The organism is Aquihabitans sp. G128 (genome assembly GCF_019048865.1).
Lineage (GTDB): Bacteria > Actinomycetota > Acidimicrobiia > Acidimicrobiales > Iamiaceae > Aquihabitans.
In genome coordinates this window covers 4,171,679-4,186,838 of sequence record NZ_CP077604.1, presented here as the reverse complement: position 1 = coordinate 4,186,838, position 15,160 = coordinate 4,171,679, and the positions used below count along the sequence as shown (strand labels likewise).

Genomic DNA, 15,160 nt, shown 5'->3' with positions numbered 1-15,160 from the left:
CGAGACTTCTCCTGCTGGTTTCGAGGCGTTGGTGGGGACTGGTCAGGTCACGAGGGAGGACCAGTACTCCCAGAAGCGGCGGCCGATGAGGCCAACGATGAGCAGCGCCCAGGCGGTGAGCACGATGGCGTGGTTGTCGCTCAGCCATCCCCGGCGGGTCCGGTCGGGTCGGCGGACCGGGAGGTGACCGGCGTTGAGGTTGTAGAGGGTCACGTACCAGAAGGATGGGATCGTCACGGTCCAGACGACCATGCAGTACGGGCAGAGCGCCCCGATGCGATACAGGCTCTGGAAGATCAGCCAGTGGACGAACACCACGCCGAAGGTGACGCCGGCCTGCAGGGAGAGCCAGAACCAGCGCGGTGGTCGGAAGCCGCCGAGCAGCGTCACGCCGGCGGTGAGCAGCATGGCGAAGCCGGCGATGCCGATGATGGGGTTGGGGAACCCGAACGCTTCGGCCTGGGAGGTCTCCATGACCGACCCGCAGCTCAGGATCGGGTTGATGCTGCAGCTGGGCACGTAGCCGGGATCACGGATGAGCTCGATCTTCTCGACGAGCAGGGTGCTCGCAGCGGTCAGTCCGATCGCCCCGCAGCTGGCGAGCAGCACGCCGAGGCGCCGCGATCGAGCACGGAACGCCGCGGGGTGGGCGTGGACGGGCGCCACCGGGGCCGGGCTCATTCTGCGAGTGCGGCTTCGAGGCTGTCGATGAGGTCCTGGGGGGGACTCGGGCTCGAGCTTCTGGCCGTTGAGGAAGATCGTCGGCGTTCCTTCGACCCCGAGCGCCTTGCCGTCGGCCTTGTCCCGGCGGATCTTGGCCAGGGTGGCCGGATCCTCGAAGTCCTTCTCGAACTCGGTCATGTCGAGGCCGAGGTCTTCAGCGAACCCGAAGAACACGTCGTCCTGCGAGGCCTGCTGCTCGGCCCACTCGGGTTGGGTCTCGTAGAGCTTCTTGTACATCTCCTCGAACTTGCCCTGCGATGCTGCGGCCTCTGCAGCGCTGGCGGCCGATTCGGAGTTGGCGTGCAGCGGGAAGTTGCGCACGACGAACGTGACCCGGTCGCCGTAGGTGGTGCGCAGCTGCTCGACGAGCGGGTACAGCGCGCCGCATGCCTCGCACTCGAAGTCGAGGAACTCGACGAAGGTGACCTTGGCATCGGCAACGTCGTTGAGCTTCTGGCTGTCCGGTCGGACGACGCGATCGCTGCGGGACTTGGCGGGCTGGGCATCGGGGCTCGAATCGTCACCGGAGAACGCCAAGGCCAGGGCGACGGCAGCGGCGAGCGCCACCATCACCAGCGGGATCAGGACGTTCTTCTTCACGCGATCGGGTCTCCTGAGGTGCGTACTCGCGGGGATGGTCCCGATGCTCGGACGAGGATGGGCCGCTCTTGCACAGTCGAAGGCTGCCGCCGCGAAGTTCCCGGCTTCGCTTCGGAACAGCAGTCGCTGTACTGTTCAGCCCGTGCTGACACGTCCCCAGGCCACGACGGCGCGAGCAAGTAGCCGAGCCGGAGCGATCAGCGGCCCGGGGAACTGGACGGCGGAGCGGAACGACCCACCGGTGACATGGTGTGTGCAGCGTGGTTCGAGCGGATCTCCGCAGCGGTCGACGGTGAGCTGGACGACGGCGCCCTCCAAGACCTCGACGACCATTGCTCGACCTGCCCGTCGTGCACCTCGGCGAGGCGACGGTTGGAGGACCTGCGACGCCGGTCGCTGGTGCGGATCCCGCACGAGGCCCCCGAGCTCACCGCCACCGTCCTCGGCGGAGAGGCAGCCGCTCGACTCCGGGCTCGGACTCGGCGGCGGGGTGCGGTGCTGGCCGTGGCCGCCGTCGTGATCGCGGCCAGCCTCGCCTTCGCCGGTCCGCTGCGTCGGTCGCCGTCGACTCCCCGCCCGAGCGCCGGAGGCCCCACGGCCACCACGAGCGTCACCATCAAGACCGTCGACGACTCGTTCGACCAGCGTGACCTGCGCGCCGTTCGGGGCACCACGATCCAGTGGACGAACGACGGCAACCACACCCACCGGCTGGTTCGACACCTCGGCGGCGAGCTCGTCTCCAGCGATCTGGCCCCGGGACGGACCGAGACGATCACGTTCAACCAGGACGGGAACTACGAGTACTACTGCTCGGTGCACCGCGGGATGACCGGACGGATCCTGGTCTCCTCGTGATCGTCCGACCGAAGCGGGGAGCCGCTGATCGAGATGGCACGCCGGCCGACGATGAGCTGACCCGGCTGGCGATCGCAGCGAGCCGAGGCGATCGTGCCGCTGAAGTCGCCTTTGTCAACCGATGCATGGATGACGTGTGGCGATACTGCGCCTCGATCATCGGCCCTGCTCGCGCCGACGATGCCACCCAGGAGACGCTCATCCGGGTGGTGAAGGCCTTGCCCAGGTTTCGTGGCGAGTCCTCGGCCCGAACCTGGTTGCTCTCGATCACCCGATTCGTGTGCATCGACGACATCCGGGCGAGGGGGCGTCAGAAGCGCATCTTCGACAAGCTCTCGGCCCAACCGTTCGAGCTCGAGTCGGTCAGCGAGCACCACCCGCCCGAGTTGCTCGAAGTGCTCGGGCTGCTCCGCACCGACCAGCGCGAGGCCTTCGTGCTCACCCAGATCATGGCGCTGCCCTACCAGGAAGCTGCGGATCTGGTCGGCTGTCCCATCGGCACCATCCGGTCCCGCGTGGCCCGAGCGCGAGCGGGGCTCATCGAACTGCTCGACGAGGTCGACGAGCCGCTCGAGGACGAGACGGCCGGCTAGGCCGGCGACGAGCCATCCGGCGCAGCCTGGCGGCGATCGGAGCCGCCGGCGAGGAGGCGGAGCGCGTTGGCCACGACGATCAGGGTCGAACCCTCGTGAATGGCCACCGCAGGACCGATGCCGGCGATGCCGGCGATCGTCGTCGGAACCAGGACGGCGACCACGCCGAGGCTGACCCACAGGTTCTGGCGGATGATGCGGGTGGTCCGGCGGCTGAGGTCCACAACGAACGGCAGGGACCGCAGGTCATCGCCCATGAGGGCCACGTCTGCGGTCTCCAAGGCCACGTCGGATCCGGCGGCACCCATGGCGATCCCGACCGAGGCCGTGGCCAGCGCCGGGGCGTCGTTGACGCCGTCGCCGACCATCGCCACCGAACCGTCCTGCATCAGCTCCCGGATGGTGGTGACCTTGTCCTCGGGGAGGAGATCACCTCGTGCTTCCGTGAGGCCGACCGAGCCGGCGACGGAGGTGGCGACCTGTTGGTTGTCACCGGACAACATGACCATGCGTTCGATGCCGAGCAACCGGAGCTCGGTCACCACCCGTGCCGCTTGCGGCCGTGGCGTGTCCATGACGCCGAGCACGCCGAGGTAGCGCGCCCCCTGTCGGACGACCATCGTCGTCCGGGCTCGTTGCTGCAGCGCACCGTTGGCCGAGGACACGGCATCGGGCATCGGGTTGGCATCGTCGTCGAAGAGTGCTGCGGAGCCGATGAGGACCTCCTCGCCCCCCACCAGGCCTCGGACGCCCTTGCCGGTGATGCTCGAGACGTCGGTCGCTGCCTCGACTGGCACCCCGTCGAGCCGTTCGAGGCCACCGGTGACGATGGCTGCGGCCAGCGGGTGATCGCTCGACTGCTCGATCGCCACGGCTACCGCAATGAGCTCGGCGGGTCGGACCCCGTCAGCGGCCACGACGTCCACCAGACGGGGCCGACCTTCGGTGAGCGTCCCGGTCTTGTCGAACGCGATGGCCGAGATCCGGCCCAGGTGCTCCAAGGGGCCGCCGCCCTTCACCAGCACACCGCCGCGGCCGGCCCGAGCCACTGCGCTGAGCACCGCGCTCGGCGTGGCGATGGCCAGCGCACACGGGCTGGCGGCGACGAGCACGGCCATGGCCCGGTAGAAGGTGTCGGAGAACGGTTCGTCCACCACGAACCCGGCACCGAGCAGCACGGCCACCAAGGCCAGGACCGCCGGCACGAAGACCCGCTCGAACGCCTTGGTCTTCTGCTGCGTGGGTGAGACCTGCGTCTCGGCTTCGGTGACCAGTTGCACGACCCGGGCCAATGTCGATTCCGACGCCAGCGCCGTGACCTGGACGTCGATCGCGCCGGACCCGTTGATGGTCCCGGCGAACACCCGGCTGAGCGCCGGGACCTGAGCCGGGTTCTGCCCGGATCGGGTCGGGTCGCTCACCGCAGCCTTCTCGACGGGCACGCTCTCGCCGGTGACGGCCGACTGGTCGACGCTGGTCACCCCGGCCACCACGAAGCCATCGGCGGCGATGCGCTCGTCCGGTCGGACGGCCACGACTGCGCCCACCGTCAGCTCGGCCACGGGCACCACGCGCTCCACACCGTCGACCTTGATCCGAGCGGTCGGCGGCGCCAGGTCTGCCAGTGCCTCGATGGCTTGACGGGCTCGGTTCATGGCGTAGCCCTCGAGGGCGTGGCCGATGCTGAACAGCACGAGCAGGAGCGCAGCGTCCTCCCACTGGCCCAGCACGCAGGCTCCACCCGCGGCCACCAACATCAGGGTGTCGATCTCGAAGCGCCTGGCCCGCAACGAGCTCCACGCGTCCTGGACGGTGAACCACCCGGCCGAGACGACCGCCACGACGAAGAAGCCCCGCGCCACGCCGGTGGAGACGTCGAGGACCTGTTCGAGAAAGAACCCCACTACCAGCAGGACCGCTGCGAAGATCGCCGCTGCCAGCTCGACCTTTGACGCACCGTGGGCGTGATCGTGGCCGCCACCTGCCTCGTGGTCGGCCTCGTGGTCATGGTCCCGGTGACCGTCCTCAGTAGGTCCGCCGGGCCCGGTCGAGAGCGGCGCGGCACCGGCAGCGACAGGCACCTGCGGGGCGGGAGCCAGACGGAAGCCGACCGCGCCAGCTCCGCTGCGCACGGCCTCCTCGTCGATCCGTTGGCGATCGAACTCGACGCGGAGGACACCGTCAATCGAGGCTCGAGCCTCGAGCACTCCGTCGACCTGTTCGAGCCGCGCCGTCATGGCATCGCTGCGCCGGACGTGACCGACCGGAGCCACCTCCCACACCACGTGGCCATAGCGACTGGTTATCTCGGCGCCGGCGCGATGGGCCATGGTCCGGATCTGCGGGATCGACAGCCGATCCGGGTCGTGGTGCAGGCAGAGCTCGGCCGGCGTCGATGCGGTGGCGCCGACGACGTGGGCCTGATCGACCCCTGCGGTTCGCCCGAGCTGGTCGACCAGACGACTGGCGCAGGGATCGCTGTCTCCGTGGAGATCAGGGAGCACAGAGGTCAGGTCGAGACGGGTCTCTCGCATGGCCATGGACCCCACCTTTCGATCAAACCAGGACGACTTCGTCCTGCCGGCGACCTTCAGCCACCGAGCAAGCAGTCGACGCTACGTGGGGTGGGGTTCCATGGGAGTGAATCCCATCGTGGCCGTGGCCGTGTCCGTCCGATCAGCCGAAGTCGAACAGGTCCGCCAGCGCGCCGCCACGCTTCTTCTTACGAACCCCACCGCGATCCCCACCCTCACGGCCGCGATCGCCATCATGGCGATCATCTCGCTGCTCGCCACGCGAGGGCGGCGAAGAGGGCGCTTCGATGTTGACGCTCCTCTCGACGATCTTGTCGAGCTCGCCGCGATCGAGCCAGACCCCTCGACACTCCGGGCAGTAGTCGATCTCGATCCCCTGCCGCTCGCTCATGATCAGCACGCTCTGGTCGTTCGGGCAGTGCATCTGGGCTCCGTGGGTCCGATGGACGGATGTCGGCTTCGGCTCCGGAAGGTCACCGAAGCCGACAACCTCACAGTCGCCAGCGCAGCTCGCTCGGTTCCATCCCGCCGCCGGAACCAGACAGGCGGCGAGTTCGACTGTTCTTCGATGACGCGATCCCGTGCCCTGACCATCGTCGCCCTCGTGATGGGCGTGGCCCTCGCCGGCGCCGCTCCCGCCGACGCTCACACCGACTCTGACCTGGTAGCGGTCCCTGCGGGCGAGGAGGCCGTGGTGAAGCTCAAGCCGACCCACGGCTGCGCCGAGTCTCCGACGGTGGAGGTGGCGATCCGGGTGCCGGTCGCCGGTGCTCGAGCAGTGGACGTGCCGGGCTGGACCGCGACGGCCACCGCCGATGGCGAGGGTCGCACCGTGGTGGAGTGGAAGGGCGGCTCGCTGCCATCCGACGAGATCGGGTCCTTCCCGGTCGAGTTCCTGGCTCCGGACCGAACCGGTGAGCTGCTCCTGTTCCCGTCCGTCCAGGTGTGCGAGAACGGCGACGAGCGCTCCTGGATCGGTGGAGATCCCGCCGATGAGTACCCGGCCCCTCGCCTGCTCGTCCTTCCGGCGGGCAGCGCCGCAGCGACCAGCATCGACGATGTCCCCGCCGACGCGCCGGGCCGAGCCAAGCTCGAGGCCGTCGTCGCCGCCTCGGAAGCGCCGGGGACCACGACCACCGCTCCGGCGGGCACTAGCACCACCGCACCGGCGGCAGCAGACGATCCGACGACCACCTCGACGCAGGTCCTGCGAATCGAACCTGCGGCCGAGGTCCGTGACCGAAGCCCTCGCGGCGAGGACGAAGAGGGCCTCTCGACACCGCTCCTCTGGGGCGGAGCAGCCGCAACGCTCGCCGTCATCCTCGGCGGCGGGCTGCTCCTCCGACGCTTGGGGAAGGACTGATGTGGGCCACCGACGAGTCCGACGCGATGTGGTCGAGGCGGCGGGTCCTGGGTCTGGGCGCAGCCGCGACCGCCGCCCTCCTGGCCGGCTGCGGCAGCAGCGGCGACGAGGCCGGGCCCAACGCCGAGGTGTCACCCGTGCCGAGCACCGACTGGGGCGGCACCCTGCTCGACCCACCGTTCACAAAGCCCGACGTGACCTTCACCGACGTCGAGGGTCGACCGTTCTCGCTTCGGGAGGACACTGCCGGCAGGCTCTCGGTCCTGTTCTTCGGGTTCACCAACTGTCCCGACGTGTGCCCCGTCTACCTCGGCACCATCGCCTCGGCCCGGCGCGAGCTCGGCACCGGTGATGGGAGCGACGTGCAGGTCCTCTTCGTGGGCGTCGACCGCAAACGGGACACCCCCGAGGTGCTGAAGACCTACCTCGGCAACATCGACGAGACCTTCATCGGCCTGAGCGGCACCGATGCCGAGGTGCTGAAGGCCACCACGGCACTCAAGGTGGCACCGGTCGAGATCGGCGAACCCGCGGCTGACGGCAGCTACGACGTCGGACACCCGGCACGGGTGTTCGCCTTCAGTCCCGACGGCCTCGGCCACCGCCTCTACAGCTTCGACATCGAACAGCAGCAGTGGGTCAAGGACCTACCTCGCCTCGCCCAGGGCTCCTGGGCCTGAGGCGGCGATCCCTCGGCCCTGAGGCCACCTGGGGCGCACGCCGAAGCTGAGGCGGCCGCAGCCACGTAGAAGCTGTTGGCGGACCTGCGAAAGGTGCCCACCAAGCGTTCGGGCAGCATCGAAGATTCGTACGCTAGGCGGATGACATGGCTTGCCTGGGTGATGTGCGGGGCAGGGGTGGTGGTTCTCTCCTGGGCGGTCCTGATCATTCTTGCCAGTCGCCTTCCCCCGGGTCTGGCGAAGGACTTGGCGGGCTTCCTTCCTGCGTGCGCTGCGGCACTTCGTCGGCTTCGCCGGGATGCCCGTGTTCCGCTCCGGGCCAAGATCGCAGTCGGCATCGCTGCGGTGTGGGTGCTGAGCCCGATTGATCTGATTCCCGAGTTCCTCCCGGTGATCGGGCCGCTGGACGACATCGTCGTTGTCGTGCTCGCGCTTCGCTATGCCGCTCGCCAGGTCCCTCGGGAGCTGATCGAGGGCGCCTGGACGGGATCGCCTCGCCTCCTCGACCGTCTGCTCGGGAGCACCCGCGACTCCGCGGGCTGAGTTGCAGCCCAAGGCTGGCGTCGGAAGCAGGTCAGCGGCCGGGTTCGGTGGGCTTGAGGTCGACTCGGCGGAGGAGTTGGGCGTTGAGGGCGACGACGATGGTGGAGATGCTCATCAGGATGGCGCCGACGGCGGGGGGCATGGAGATGCCGGCCCATTGGAGTGCTCCGGCGGCGAGGGGGATGGCGATGATGTTGTAGCCGGCGGCCCAGGTGAGGTTCTGGAGGGACTTGCGGTAGGTGGCCTTGGCGAGGGTGATGATCGACAGAACGCCGCGTGGGTCGGAGCTGGCGAGGATGAGGCCGGCGGATTCGATGGCGACGTCGGTGCCGGCGCCGATGGCGATGCCGACGTCGGCACAGGCGAGGGCGGGGGCGTCGTTGACGCCGTCGCCGACCATGGCGACGGTGAGCCCGCGTTCTTGGAGCTCGGCGACCTTGTTGGCTTTGTCCTCGGGCAGGACTTCGGCGAAGACCTCGTCGACGCCGAGGTCGGCGGCGACGGCATCGGCGACCTGTTGGGCATCGCCGGTGATCATGACGACCTTGCGGCCGATGCGGTGGAGGTCGTCGATGGCTTCACGCGCCTCGGGTCGGATCTCGTCCTCGAGGGCGAGGGCCCCGATGATGTCGGTGTCTCGGACGAGGTAGAGCACGGCGGCGCCTCGCCCGGTCCACGCGGCGATGTCTTCGGCCAGTTGCACGGGGCTGGTGAGGTCTCGTTGGCGAAGGCGGGCGGGGCCGCCGACGGCGTAGCGGTCGCCGTCGACGGTCGCTTCGACGCCGCGGCCGGTGATGGACCGGAAGTCCGTGGCATGGGAACGGGCCCCGGTGTCCTCGGCGGCTCGGACGATGGCCCGAGCGAGGGGGTGCTCGCTGTCGGCTTCGACCGCTGCGGCGATGCGCACGACATCCTCGGTCGTCCCCGTGGTGGTGGCGACGCCGATGACGGTGTGCTGGCCCTTGGGGAGGGTGCCGGTCTTGTCGAAGAGGACGGCGTCGAGGGTGCGGCTCGCCTCGAGGGCGCGGCGGTCCTTGATGAGGATGCCGTTGCGGGCGGCCATGGCGCTGGAGAGCGACGTGGTGAGCGGGATGGCGAGCCCGAGGGCGTGGGGGCAGGAGATGACCAGGACGGTGACGACCCGGATGACCGCTTCGTCTGGGCTGCCGACCACGGTCCAGACGATCGCGGTGATGATCGCCGAGCCGGCGGCCACGTAGAACAGCAGCGCGGCGGCACGGTCGGCGAGCACCTGGGTGCGTGAACCGGAGGCCTGTGCCTCGGCGACGAGACGTCCGATGCCGGCCAGTGCGGTGTCGTCGCCGACGGCGGTGACCTCCACGCGGATGGAGGAGTCGGTGGCGATGGTGCCGGCGGTGACGGTGTCGCCTGCGGACTTGGCGACGGGTCGGGACTCGCCGGTGATCATCGACTCGTCGAGCTCGGCCTCGCCTTCGGTGATCTTGCCGTCGGCGGGGACGTTGCCACCGGCGCGGACCAGGACGAGGTCACCGACGGCGAGAGTGCCGGCGGGGACGGTCTCGGTCGAGCCGTCGGGGTTGATGCGGTCGGCTTCGTCCGGCAGCAGGGCGGCGAGCGCGGCGAGGGCGTCCTGGGCTTGGCCGAGGGCCTTCATCTCCTGCCAGTGGCCGAGGAGCATGATCGAGATGAGGGCGCCGAGCTCCCACCAGAAGTCGAGGTCGAACCAGCCGAGCGACGTGGCCATCGACGCGCTGTAGGCGACGGTGATCGCCATGGCGATGAGCAGCATCATCCCAGGTTGGCGGTCCTTGGCTTCCTGGACGCCGCCGGTCAGGAACGGCCAGCCGCCCCACAGGAACACGAACGTGCCGAGCACCGGCCCGACGAGGTCCACGCCGGGGAAGTCGAGGGTGTAGCCGAACCAGTCCATGACCATGTGGCTGGTGGCGACGAGCGGAACGGTGAGCAGCAGGCTCCACCAGAACCGTCGCCGGAACATCTCCACGTGGTGCCCGGCGTGCGCGCCATGCCCTGCGTGCGTGGCGGGATCTCGGTCGTGTTGCCCATCGGGCGCGTGGTCGGCGTGGTCGCCAGGGGTGGGTTGGTGTGCCGTGTGCGTGGCCACGGAGGCCTCCTCGCTCGTTCGGTGAGATGCAGGGTACCCATACCCCCTAGGGGTATCAACCCTGTTCGAAGTTGGGCCGTTGGGAGGTCTGGCAAGCAGGACCGCCACGTTCAGCCGACTCGGCCGATGTCGTGCTCATCGGGTGCGGTCTCTTCGGTCTCGCCCTGGCTCGGCCCATCACCCTTGCGGCGGGTCGCCTCAGCCATGCCCATCATCATGAACATCATCATGAGGGGACAGATCAGCAGGATCAGCAGGAAGCCGGGTGGGAACCCGGCGACCGTTGCGCCTACGGCGCCGGCCAGGACGAGCCCGGCCACGATCAGCATCTTGGAGTGCTTCGATTCCACTGCGCACGCTCCTCTGGTAGGGGGCCAAGCCTGGGGTACTACGACGTGTCGTACTAGGGCCGAAGGTCCTGCATGGCCGCGTTGCCTCGACCAAGTCCTGGCCTTAGGGTCTACGACAACATGTCGTAGATAGCTAGCCGTTGGAGGCTGAGATGAAGAAGCGCATCGCACTCGGAGTCGTGCTGGCACTCGCCATGGCTGGGATCGCCGGCTGCAGCTCGGACGGCAGCGACATGGGGGGCATGGGCCACGGGAGCGACTCGTCGCAGAGTCCTGCCGCTTCAGCCGAATTCAACGACGCGGACGTCACCTTCGTCCAGGGCATGATCCCGCACCACCAGCAGGCCGTCGAGATGGCCACGCTGGCCGAGACCCGCGCCGACAGCGCTGAGGTCAAGGGCCTGGCCGCCAAGATCAAGGGCGCCCAGGACCCCGAGATCAAGCAGATGCAGGGCTACCTGAAGGACTGGGGCCAGAACGAGCCGTCGGGCATGGGCGGCGACAGCATGAGCATGGACCACGGCATGATGAGCGACGCTGACATGACCAAGCTCGAGGACGCCTCCGGCGCCGAGTTCGATCAGATGTTCCTGACGATGATGATCGAACACCACAAGGGCGCCATCGAACAGGCCGAGACCGAGCTCGCCGACGGCAAGTCCGCCGGAGCGAAGAAGCTCGCCAAGGCCATCGTCACTGCCCAGAAGGCCGAGATCACCACCATGGAAGACCTCATCGGCAAGGCCGGCTGAGCCTCCGTGGTCGGCCGCTGCAGGCCCGGCGGGCCTGGGCCTTCCCTACCTGGATGAGGCCCGGTCTCAGGCGCAGAGGTGTGCGGTCACCATGGCCAGGTGATGCACCTGGACCGAGGCGCTGACCGCCGCCAGGGCCGTGAGCCCAGCGCTACCCGCAACAGTGAGCACGACGACCGACCGTCTCGTCGGCTCGGCGAGCAACTGGTCGACCCTCGTCCGGACCCCGAGGTCCGCCATGGCCATGCCCGGTTGGGGCGCGGCGTGCTGGACGAGCGCAGCTCGTGCCAAAGCGCGAGCGACGAGGCGCCGATCGCCAACCGCCCGCGCAGCGTCCTCGTCCGCCCAACGCTCGGTGGCGTAGCGGACGTAGCCCCGCATCGGCCCCAGCAGCGGCACCACGGCGACCGCCAGGTCCACGGCGAGGATGAATCGATCGTGCCGACGGGCGTGGTGCGAGTGCTCGTGGCTGAACAGCGCCGCTTGTTCGCCCGAGCTGAGGGCCCGCAGCATCCCCGACGAGACCACCGTCCGGCCTTGTCCACCCGGCAACGTGAAGGCGACGGGGTGGTCGTCGTCGACGATCTCGACCCCACCGGAACCGGCGTCCGGAACCAGGCCCCGGTACCGCGCCCGACACCTCAACACGCGAACGGCGGCTCCGGCCAGCCATGCGGCGGCGACGCTCCCCTCGACCCAAGGCACGGGACCGTGGTGTTCGAGGTGCAAGCACCAGGCCAACGCCCCTTGCGTCTGCGCAAGCGCGTGAGCGAACTCCACGAGAACCATGACGAGCGCACTCAACGCAGCAAGCGCCGTCACGGTCGAGCCCACCACCAAGCTCCACGCCGCCACCCGCGGCCGAAGGTAGCGCTGCGACACCCCGCTCGACGCCGTGGCAGCGACCGCAACGAGCAGCGGGACGAGCAGCAGCTGGCTCACTGGTCCAGCTCCTCCAGGATCTTGCGCAACGCCAGCTCATCGTCATCGGACAGCCCGTCGACGAAGCGCGACAGCACCAGCGACCGGTCATCTACCGGCTCCAGCGCCTGCTGCATCCTCGTCGCCGCCAGATCGGCTTCGCCGCGCAGCGCCCGGTAGCGGAACGCCCGTCCGCTCGGCTCCCGCTCCGCCAGGCCCTTCTTCCACAGCCGGGCCAAGATCGTCATCACCGTCGTGTAGGCGAGGTCCTCGGCGAGCGCGTCCTTGACCTCGCGGGGCGTGGCGCCACTCGGGCGGAGCCACAGCTGCTCGAGGACCATCTTCTCGAGGGCGCCCGTGGCACGTCGCTTCTGCACGTGTAGAGCCTACGGCCAGGTCGCCAACGACACCGCCGCCAGGCAGTGTCAGGCTGGACGGACCGCAGGCCTGGGCTCAGGCGAATGACGCGGTCGATTGCTGCCTGTAGCGGTGGACCCTGGAGCCCTGCCAGCAGCAGCAGCAGTAGCTCCACGCCACCTCGCCGCAAGGCGAGTGAGGCATGGGTACCTTGGCGGGCGTGGCTCTCGCATCGGATGTCCCAGCCGATCGGCTCGAGGTCGAGATCTTGTTCACGGCAGGCTGCCCGAACGTCGCTGTTCTCCACTCGTTCCTCGTAGCTCATCCTGGGGTGACGGTCATCGCCACTGAGCTCGAGGGGCACGGTCCGGTTCCCTGCGGCTTCGCCGGGTCTCCGACTGTGCTGTTCGACGGTGTCGACCCGTTCGGCGGGAGGCCTGCCGAGGCGGCTGCGTGTGCCCTGTCACCACCGTCGGTCGCCGATCTGGCGGCCGAGCTCGAACGTCGCAGGGCGCGATGAGCTCCGGCATCACCTACTCGACGAGTCTCGCCGCCGGGTCCCGTGGCCGGGTCTACCTGCCGGTGCCGTTCGACCCCGACGAGAGGTGGGGCCAGAAGGTCGAGCACCACCTGCGGGGCACGGTCGGCGGCTGCGACCTGCGGGGCACCGTGGAGACCTTCGGCTCCGAGCTCGGCATCGTCCTCGGGCCGGCGTGGAGGCGGGATCGAGGGTTCAGCGCAGGAGACCAGGTCGACGTGTCGCTCGAACCGGAAGGGTTGCAGCGGGACGATCTCGACCCCGACATGGCCGAGGCCCTTGCCGCCAGCCCAGCTGCCGGGCAGTTCTTCGACGGGCTGGCGCAGTTCTACCGGACCGCTTACATCCGGTGGATCAGCGCCACCAAGCGGAACCCCGAGCAGCGCTTAGTGCGACTCGCCGAAGTGGTGCGCCTCCTCGAAGCCGGCGTGAAGGAACGCCCCAAGGCCCCGTGAGGGCCGGCGCGGAGGAGCCCGCCGGTAGGTTCGAAGCCATGAAGTGCTCCTGCTGCGGCGAACAGCACGACGAATCGTCGTTGACGGCGCTGCGCTGTCACCCTGCGGTGCAGGTGTGTCGTGGTTGCATCGACTGGCTGGTCGAGGCGTCCGGCTCGATGGACGTCACGCCGACGTTGCCGGTCTTGGACATGGATGTGGCAGTCGAGTTCTACGAGGCGGCGGGCTTCGAGGTCCACCGCTACGAGGGCGGCGGGTTTGCGTTCGTCTCGTTCGACGAACGCAGCGTCTTCGACCTCGGTGTCGAACCGGTCGCCGCTGGCGCCGGTGCCTACCTCGTGGTTCCGGACCCTGACGGGTGGCACGACCGCCTCGAAGGCAAGGGGCTCCTCGTGAGCGATCTGGCAGATCAGGAGTGGGGCATGCGGGAGTTCACGCTCACGGATCCGTTCGGGAACCGTCTCCGCTTCGGTCGATCCCTGTAGCTACACCCTCGACCGGTCCTGTGGGGCTTGCCGAGCAGAGACCTCGGCGAGGAGGAGTCAGGGTGTTCGCCGACGGCTGGCCAGGCGTGGACGGGGGCCGCATGGTTGGCTAGGCCGAGTTGTGGGAGTGCTCGGCCAAGAGGGCCGTAGCGGCGCTGGCCGGGCGTCACGGGGCGCAGCGGTACACGTACCTCGCGCTGTCCTCGGGTTCGAGGAGGGGCACACTGGCGGTGTGGAACGTTCGTCGCTCGGTGTGGTGCTGGGGATCTCGGCAGCAGCGATGTTCGGTGCGTCGGCGCCGTTGGCAAAGGAGCTTGTCGGAGAGGTCCGGCCTCAGCTCCTGGCCGGGCTCCTGTACGGCGGCGCCGCCGTGGCGCTCTCGGCTGTCCTTGCGCTGCGCCGGAGTCCGAACGAGGCCCGGCTGCGACGAGCCGATGTGCCGAAGCTGGCCGGTGTCACCGTCGCCGGCGGTGTGCTTGCCCCCGTGCTGCTGCTGATCGGGCTCGAGCGGGTGTCCGGGGTGGCCGGCTCGTTGCTGTTGAACCTCGAGGCTGTCCTGACGCTGGGGTTGGCCTTGGCCTTCTTCGGTGAGCACCTCGATCGTCGGGCGGCGGCCGGGGCCGGTGCGGTGGTGGCCGCTGCTGCGGTCCTGGGCCTCTCCGGAGGCGAGTCCCAGGTCGACGTGCTCGGCATCGTCTGCATCGCGGCCGCTTGCCTGTGCTGGGCGGTCGACAACAACCTGACCCAGCAGCTGTCGGGCCGTGACCCGTTCGCCATCGTTCGGGTGAAGGCGGCTGTGGCGGCGACGGTGAATCTGCTGCTGGCGGTCGGTCTGGGGGCACCCATGCCGGCCGTCGGGGCGTTGGTCGGGGCGGTCGTGCTCGGTGGCGCCGCGTACGGGCTCAGCGTCGTGCTCGACGCCTATGCCCTGCGCTGGGTCGGTGCCGCAAGGGAGGCGGCCTTCTTCGGCACCGCACCGGTCTTCGGGGTCGCCACCGCGGTCTTGGTGCTCGGCGAGACGATCACGCCGGCCGAGGGCCTGGCCATCGCGGTGATGAGCCTCGGCATCTACCTGCTCGTCACCGAACGCCACGTCCACCGCCACGCCCACCTACCCCTCGAGCACGACCACCGGCACCGCCACGACGACGGCCACCACGACCACGTCCACGACGAACCCGTCCTCGAGCACGCTCACGTGCACGCCCATGCTGCGAGGTCGCATGCCCACCGCCACGTCTCCGATGTCCACCACCGCCACCCCCACGAAAGCGACTGAGCCCGCATCAGTCGTTTCGGTG

16 protein-coding genes are annotated in these 15,160 nt (G+C 69.2%); 9 read left to right on the top strand and 7 right to left on the bottom strand.

Annotation, left to right across the window (positions count from 1 at the left end; all coding sequences use genetic code 11):
- Positions 1-42: 42 nt before the first annotated feature.
- Positions 43-1,323 (bottom strand): vitamin K epoxide reductase family protein, encoded by a 1,281-nt coding sequence (locus KSP35_RS20085; RefSeq protein WP_216997544.1) that lies wholly within the window; start codon positions 1,321-1,323, stop codon positions 43-45.
- Between the two features lie 246 nt (positions 1,324-1,569).
- On the opposite strand from KSP35_RS20085, the gene KSP35_RS20080 reads away from it, so the two are divergent.
- A complete protein-coding gene (locus KSP35_RS20080; RefSeq protein WP_217002298.1) occupies positions 1,570-2,181 on the top strand; it encodes a plastocyanin/azurin family copper-binding protein in 612 nt (203 codons plus the stop codon).
- Positions 2,178-2,774 (top strand): sigma-70 family RNA polymerase sigma factor, encoded by a 597-nt coding sequence (locus KSP35_RS20075; protein ID WP_256444507.1) that lies wholly within the window; start codon positions 2,178-2,180, stop codon positions 2,772-2,774. The genes KSP35_RS20080 and KSP35_RS20075 overlap by 4 nt, the downstream gene beginning before the upstream one ends.
- On the opposite strand, the gene KSP35_RS20070 is transcribed toward KSP35_RS20075, so the two are convergent.
- Both KSP35_RS20070 and KSP35_RS20065 read right to left on the bottom strand, forming a co-directional pair.
- On the bottom strand, positions 2,771-4,855 hold the full coding sequence (locus KSP35_RS20070) for a heavy metal translocating P-type ATPase (RefSeq protein WP_216997542.1): 2,085 nt from the start codon (positions 4,853-4,855) through the stop codon (positions 2,771-2,773). The genes KSP35_RS20075 and KSP35_RS20070 overlap by 4 nt on opposite strands.
- A 595-nt stretch (positions 4,856-5,450) precedes the next feature.
- Positions 5,451-5,732 (bottom strand): zf-TFIIB domain-containing protein, encoded by a 282-nt coding sequence (locus KSP35_RS20065; RefSeq protein WP_256444506.1) that lies wholly within the window; start codon positions 5,730-5,732, stop codon positions 5,451-5,453.
- A 144-nt stretch (positions 5,733-5,876) separates the two neighbouring features.
- On the opposite strand from KSP35_RS20065, the gene KSP35_RS20060 reads away from it, so the two are divergent.
- The 3 genes from KSP35_RS20060 to KSP35_RS20050 all read left to right on the top strand — a co-directional run bounded on the left by KSP35_RS20060 (position 5,877) and on the right by KSP35_RS20050 (position 7,894).
- Positions 5,877-6,671 carry a DUF1775 domain-containing protein gene (locus tag KSP35_RS20060; RefSeq protein WP_216997540.1) on the top strand — a complete coding sequence of 265 codons (795 nt, stop codon included), beginning with the start codon at positions 5,877-5,879 and terminating at the stop codon, positions 6,669-6,671.
- On the top strand, positions 6,671-7,351 hold the full coding sequence (locus KSP35_RS20055; protein ID WP_216997539.1) for an SCO family protein: 681 nt from the start codon (positions 6,671-6,673) through the stop codon (positions 7,349-7,351). The genes KSP35_RS20060 and KSP35_RS20055 overlap by 1 nt, the downstream gene beginning before the upstream one ends.
- A gap of 141 nt (positions 7,352-7,492) precedes the next feature.
- A complete protein-coding gene (locus KSP35_RS20050; protein WP_216997538.1) occupies positions 7,493-7,894 on the top strand; it encodes a YkvA family protein in 402 nt (133 codons plus the stop codon).
- A 31-nt stretch (positions 7,895-7,925) separates the two neighbouring features.
- Here the strand turns inward: KSP35_RS20050 and KSP35_RS20045 are convergent, their stop codons facing one another.
- Together KSP35_RS20045 and KSP35_RS20040 are read right to left on the bottom strand one after the other, a co-directional pair.
- On the bottom strand, positions 7,926-9,875 hold the full coding sequence (locus tag KSP35_RS20045; protein ID WP_216997537.1) for a heavy metal translocating P-type ATPase: 1,950 nt from the start codon (positions 9,873-9,875) through the stop codon (positions 7,926-7,928).
- 236 nt (positions 9,876-10,111) lie between these two features.
- Positions 10,112-10,351 (bottom strand): DUF2933 domain-containing protein, encoded by a 240-nt coding sequence (locus KSP35_RS20040; RefSeq protein ID WP_216997536.1) that lies wholly within the window; start codon positions 10,349-10,351, stop codon positions 10,112-10,114.
- Between the two features lie 152 nt (positions 10,352-10,503).
- On the opposite strand from KSP35_RS20040, the gene KSP35_RS20035 reads away from it, so the two are divergent.
- Complete coding sequence (locus tag KSP35_RS20035; RefSeq protein ID WP_216997535.1) at positions 10,504-11,103, top strand: DUF305 domain-containing protein; 600 nt, start codon at positions 10,504-10,506, stop codon at positions 11,101-11,103.
- Positions 11,104-11,169: 66 nt separating this feature from the next.
- On the opposite strand, the gene KSP35_RS20030 is transcribed toward KSP35_RS20035, so the two are convergent.
- Together KSP35_RS20030 and KSP35_RS20025 are read right to left on the bottom strand one after the other, a co-directional pair.
- Positions 11,170-12,045: a M56 family metallopeptidase gene (locus tag KSP35_RS20030; protein WP_216997534.1), complete on the bottom strand. Its 876-nt coding sequence runs from the start codon at positions 12,043-12,045 to the stop codon at positions 11,170-11,172.
- Complete coding sequence (locus KSP35_RS20025; RefSeq protein WP_216997533.1) at positions 12,042-12,401, bottom strand: BlaI/MecI/CopY family transcriptional regulator; 360 nt, start codon at positions 12,399-12,401, stop codon at positions 12,042-12,044. The genes KSP35_RS20030 and KSP35_RS20025 overlap by 4 nt, the downstream gene beginning before the upstream one ends.
- A 496-nt stretch (positions 12,402-12,897) precedes the next feature.
- Here KSP35_RS20025 and KSP35_RS20020 point away from each other — a divergent pair, with 496 nt between their 5' ends.
- The 3 genes from KSP35_RS20020 (at position 12,898) to KSP35_RS20010 (ending at position 15,138) form a co-directional block, all read left to right on the top strand.
- Positions 12,898-13,374 (top strand): YdeI/OmpD-associated family protein, encoded by a 477-nt coding sequence (locus tag KSP35_RS20020; protein WP_216997532.1) that lies wholly within the window; start codon positions 12,898-12,900, stop codon positions 13,372-13,374.
- Positions 13,375-13,412: 38 nt separating this feature from the next.
- Positions 13,413-13,859 carry a VOC family protein gene (locus KSP35_RS20015; protein WP_216997531.1) on the top strand — a complete coding sequence of 149 codons (447 nt, stop codon included), beginning with the start codon at positions 13,413-13,415 and terminating at the stop codon, positions 13,857-13,859.
- Between the two features lie 232 nt (positions 13,860-14,091).
- Positions 14,092-15,138: a DMT family transporter gene (locus KSP35_RS20010; RefSeq protein WP_216997530.1), complete on the top strand. Its 1,047-nt coding sequence runs from the start codon at positions 14,092-14,094 to the stop codon at positions 15,136-15,138.
- Positions 15,139-15,160: the final 22 nt, after the last annotated feature.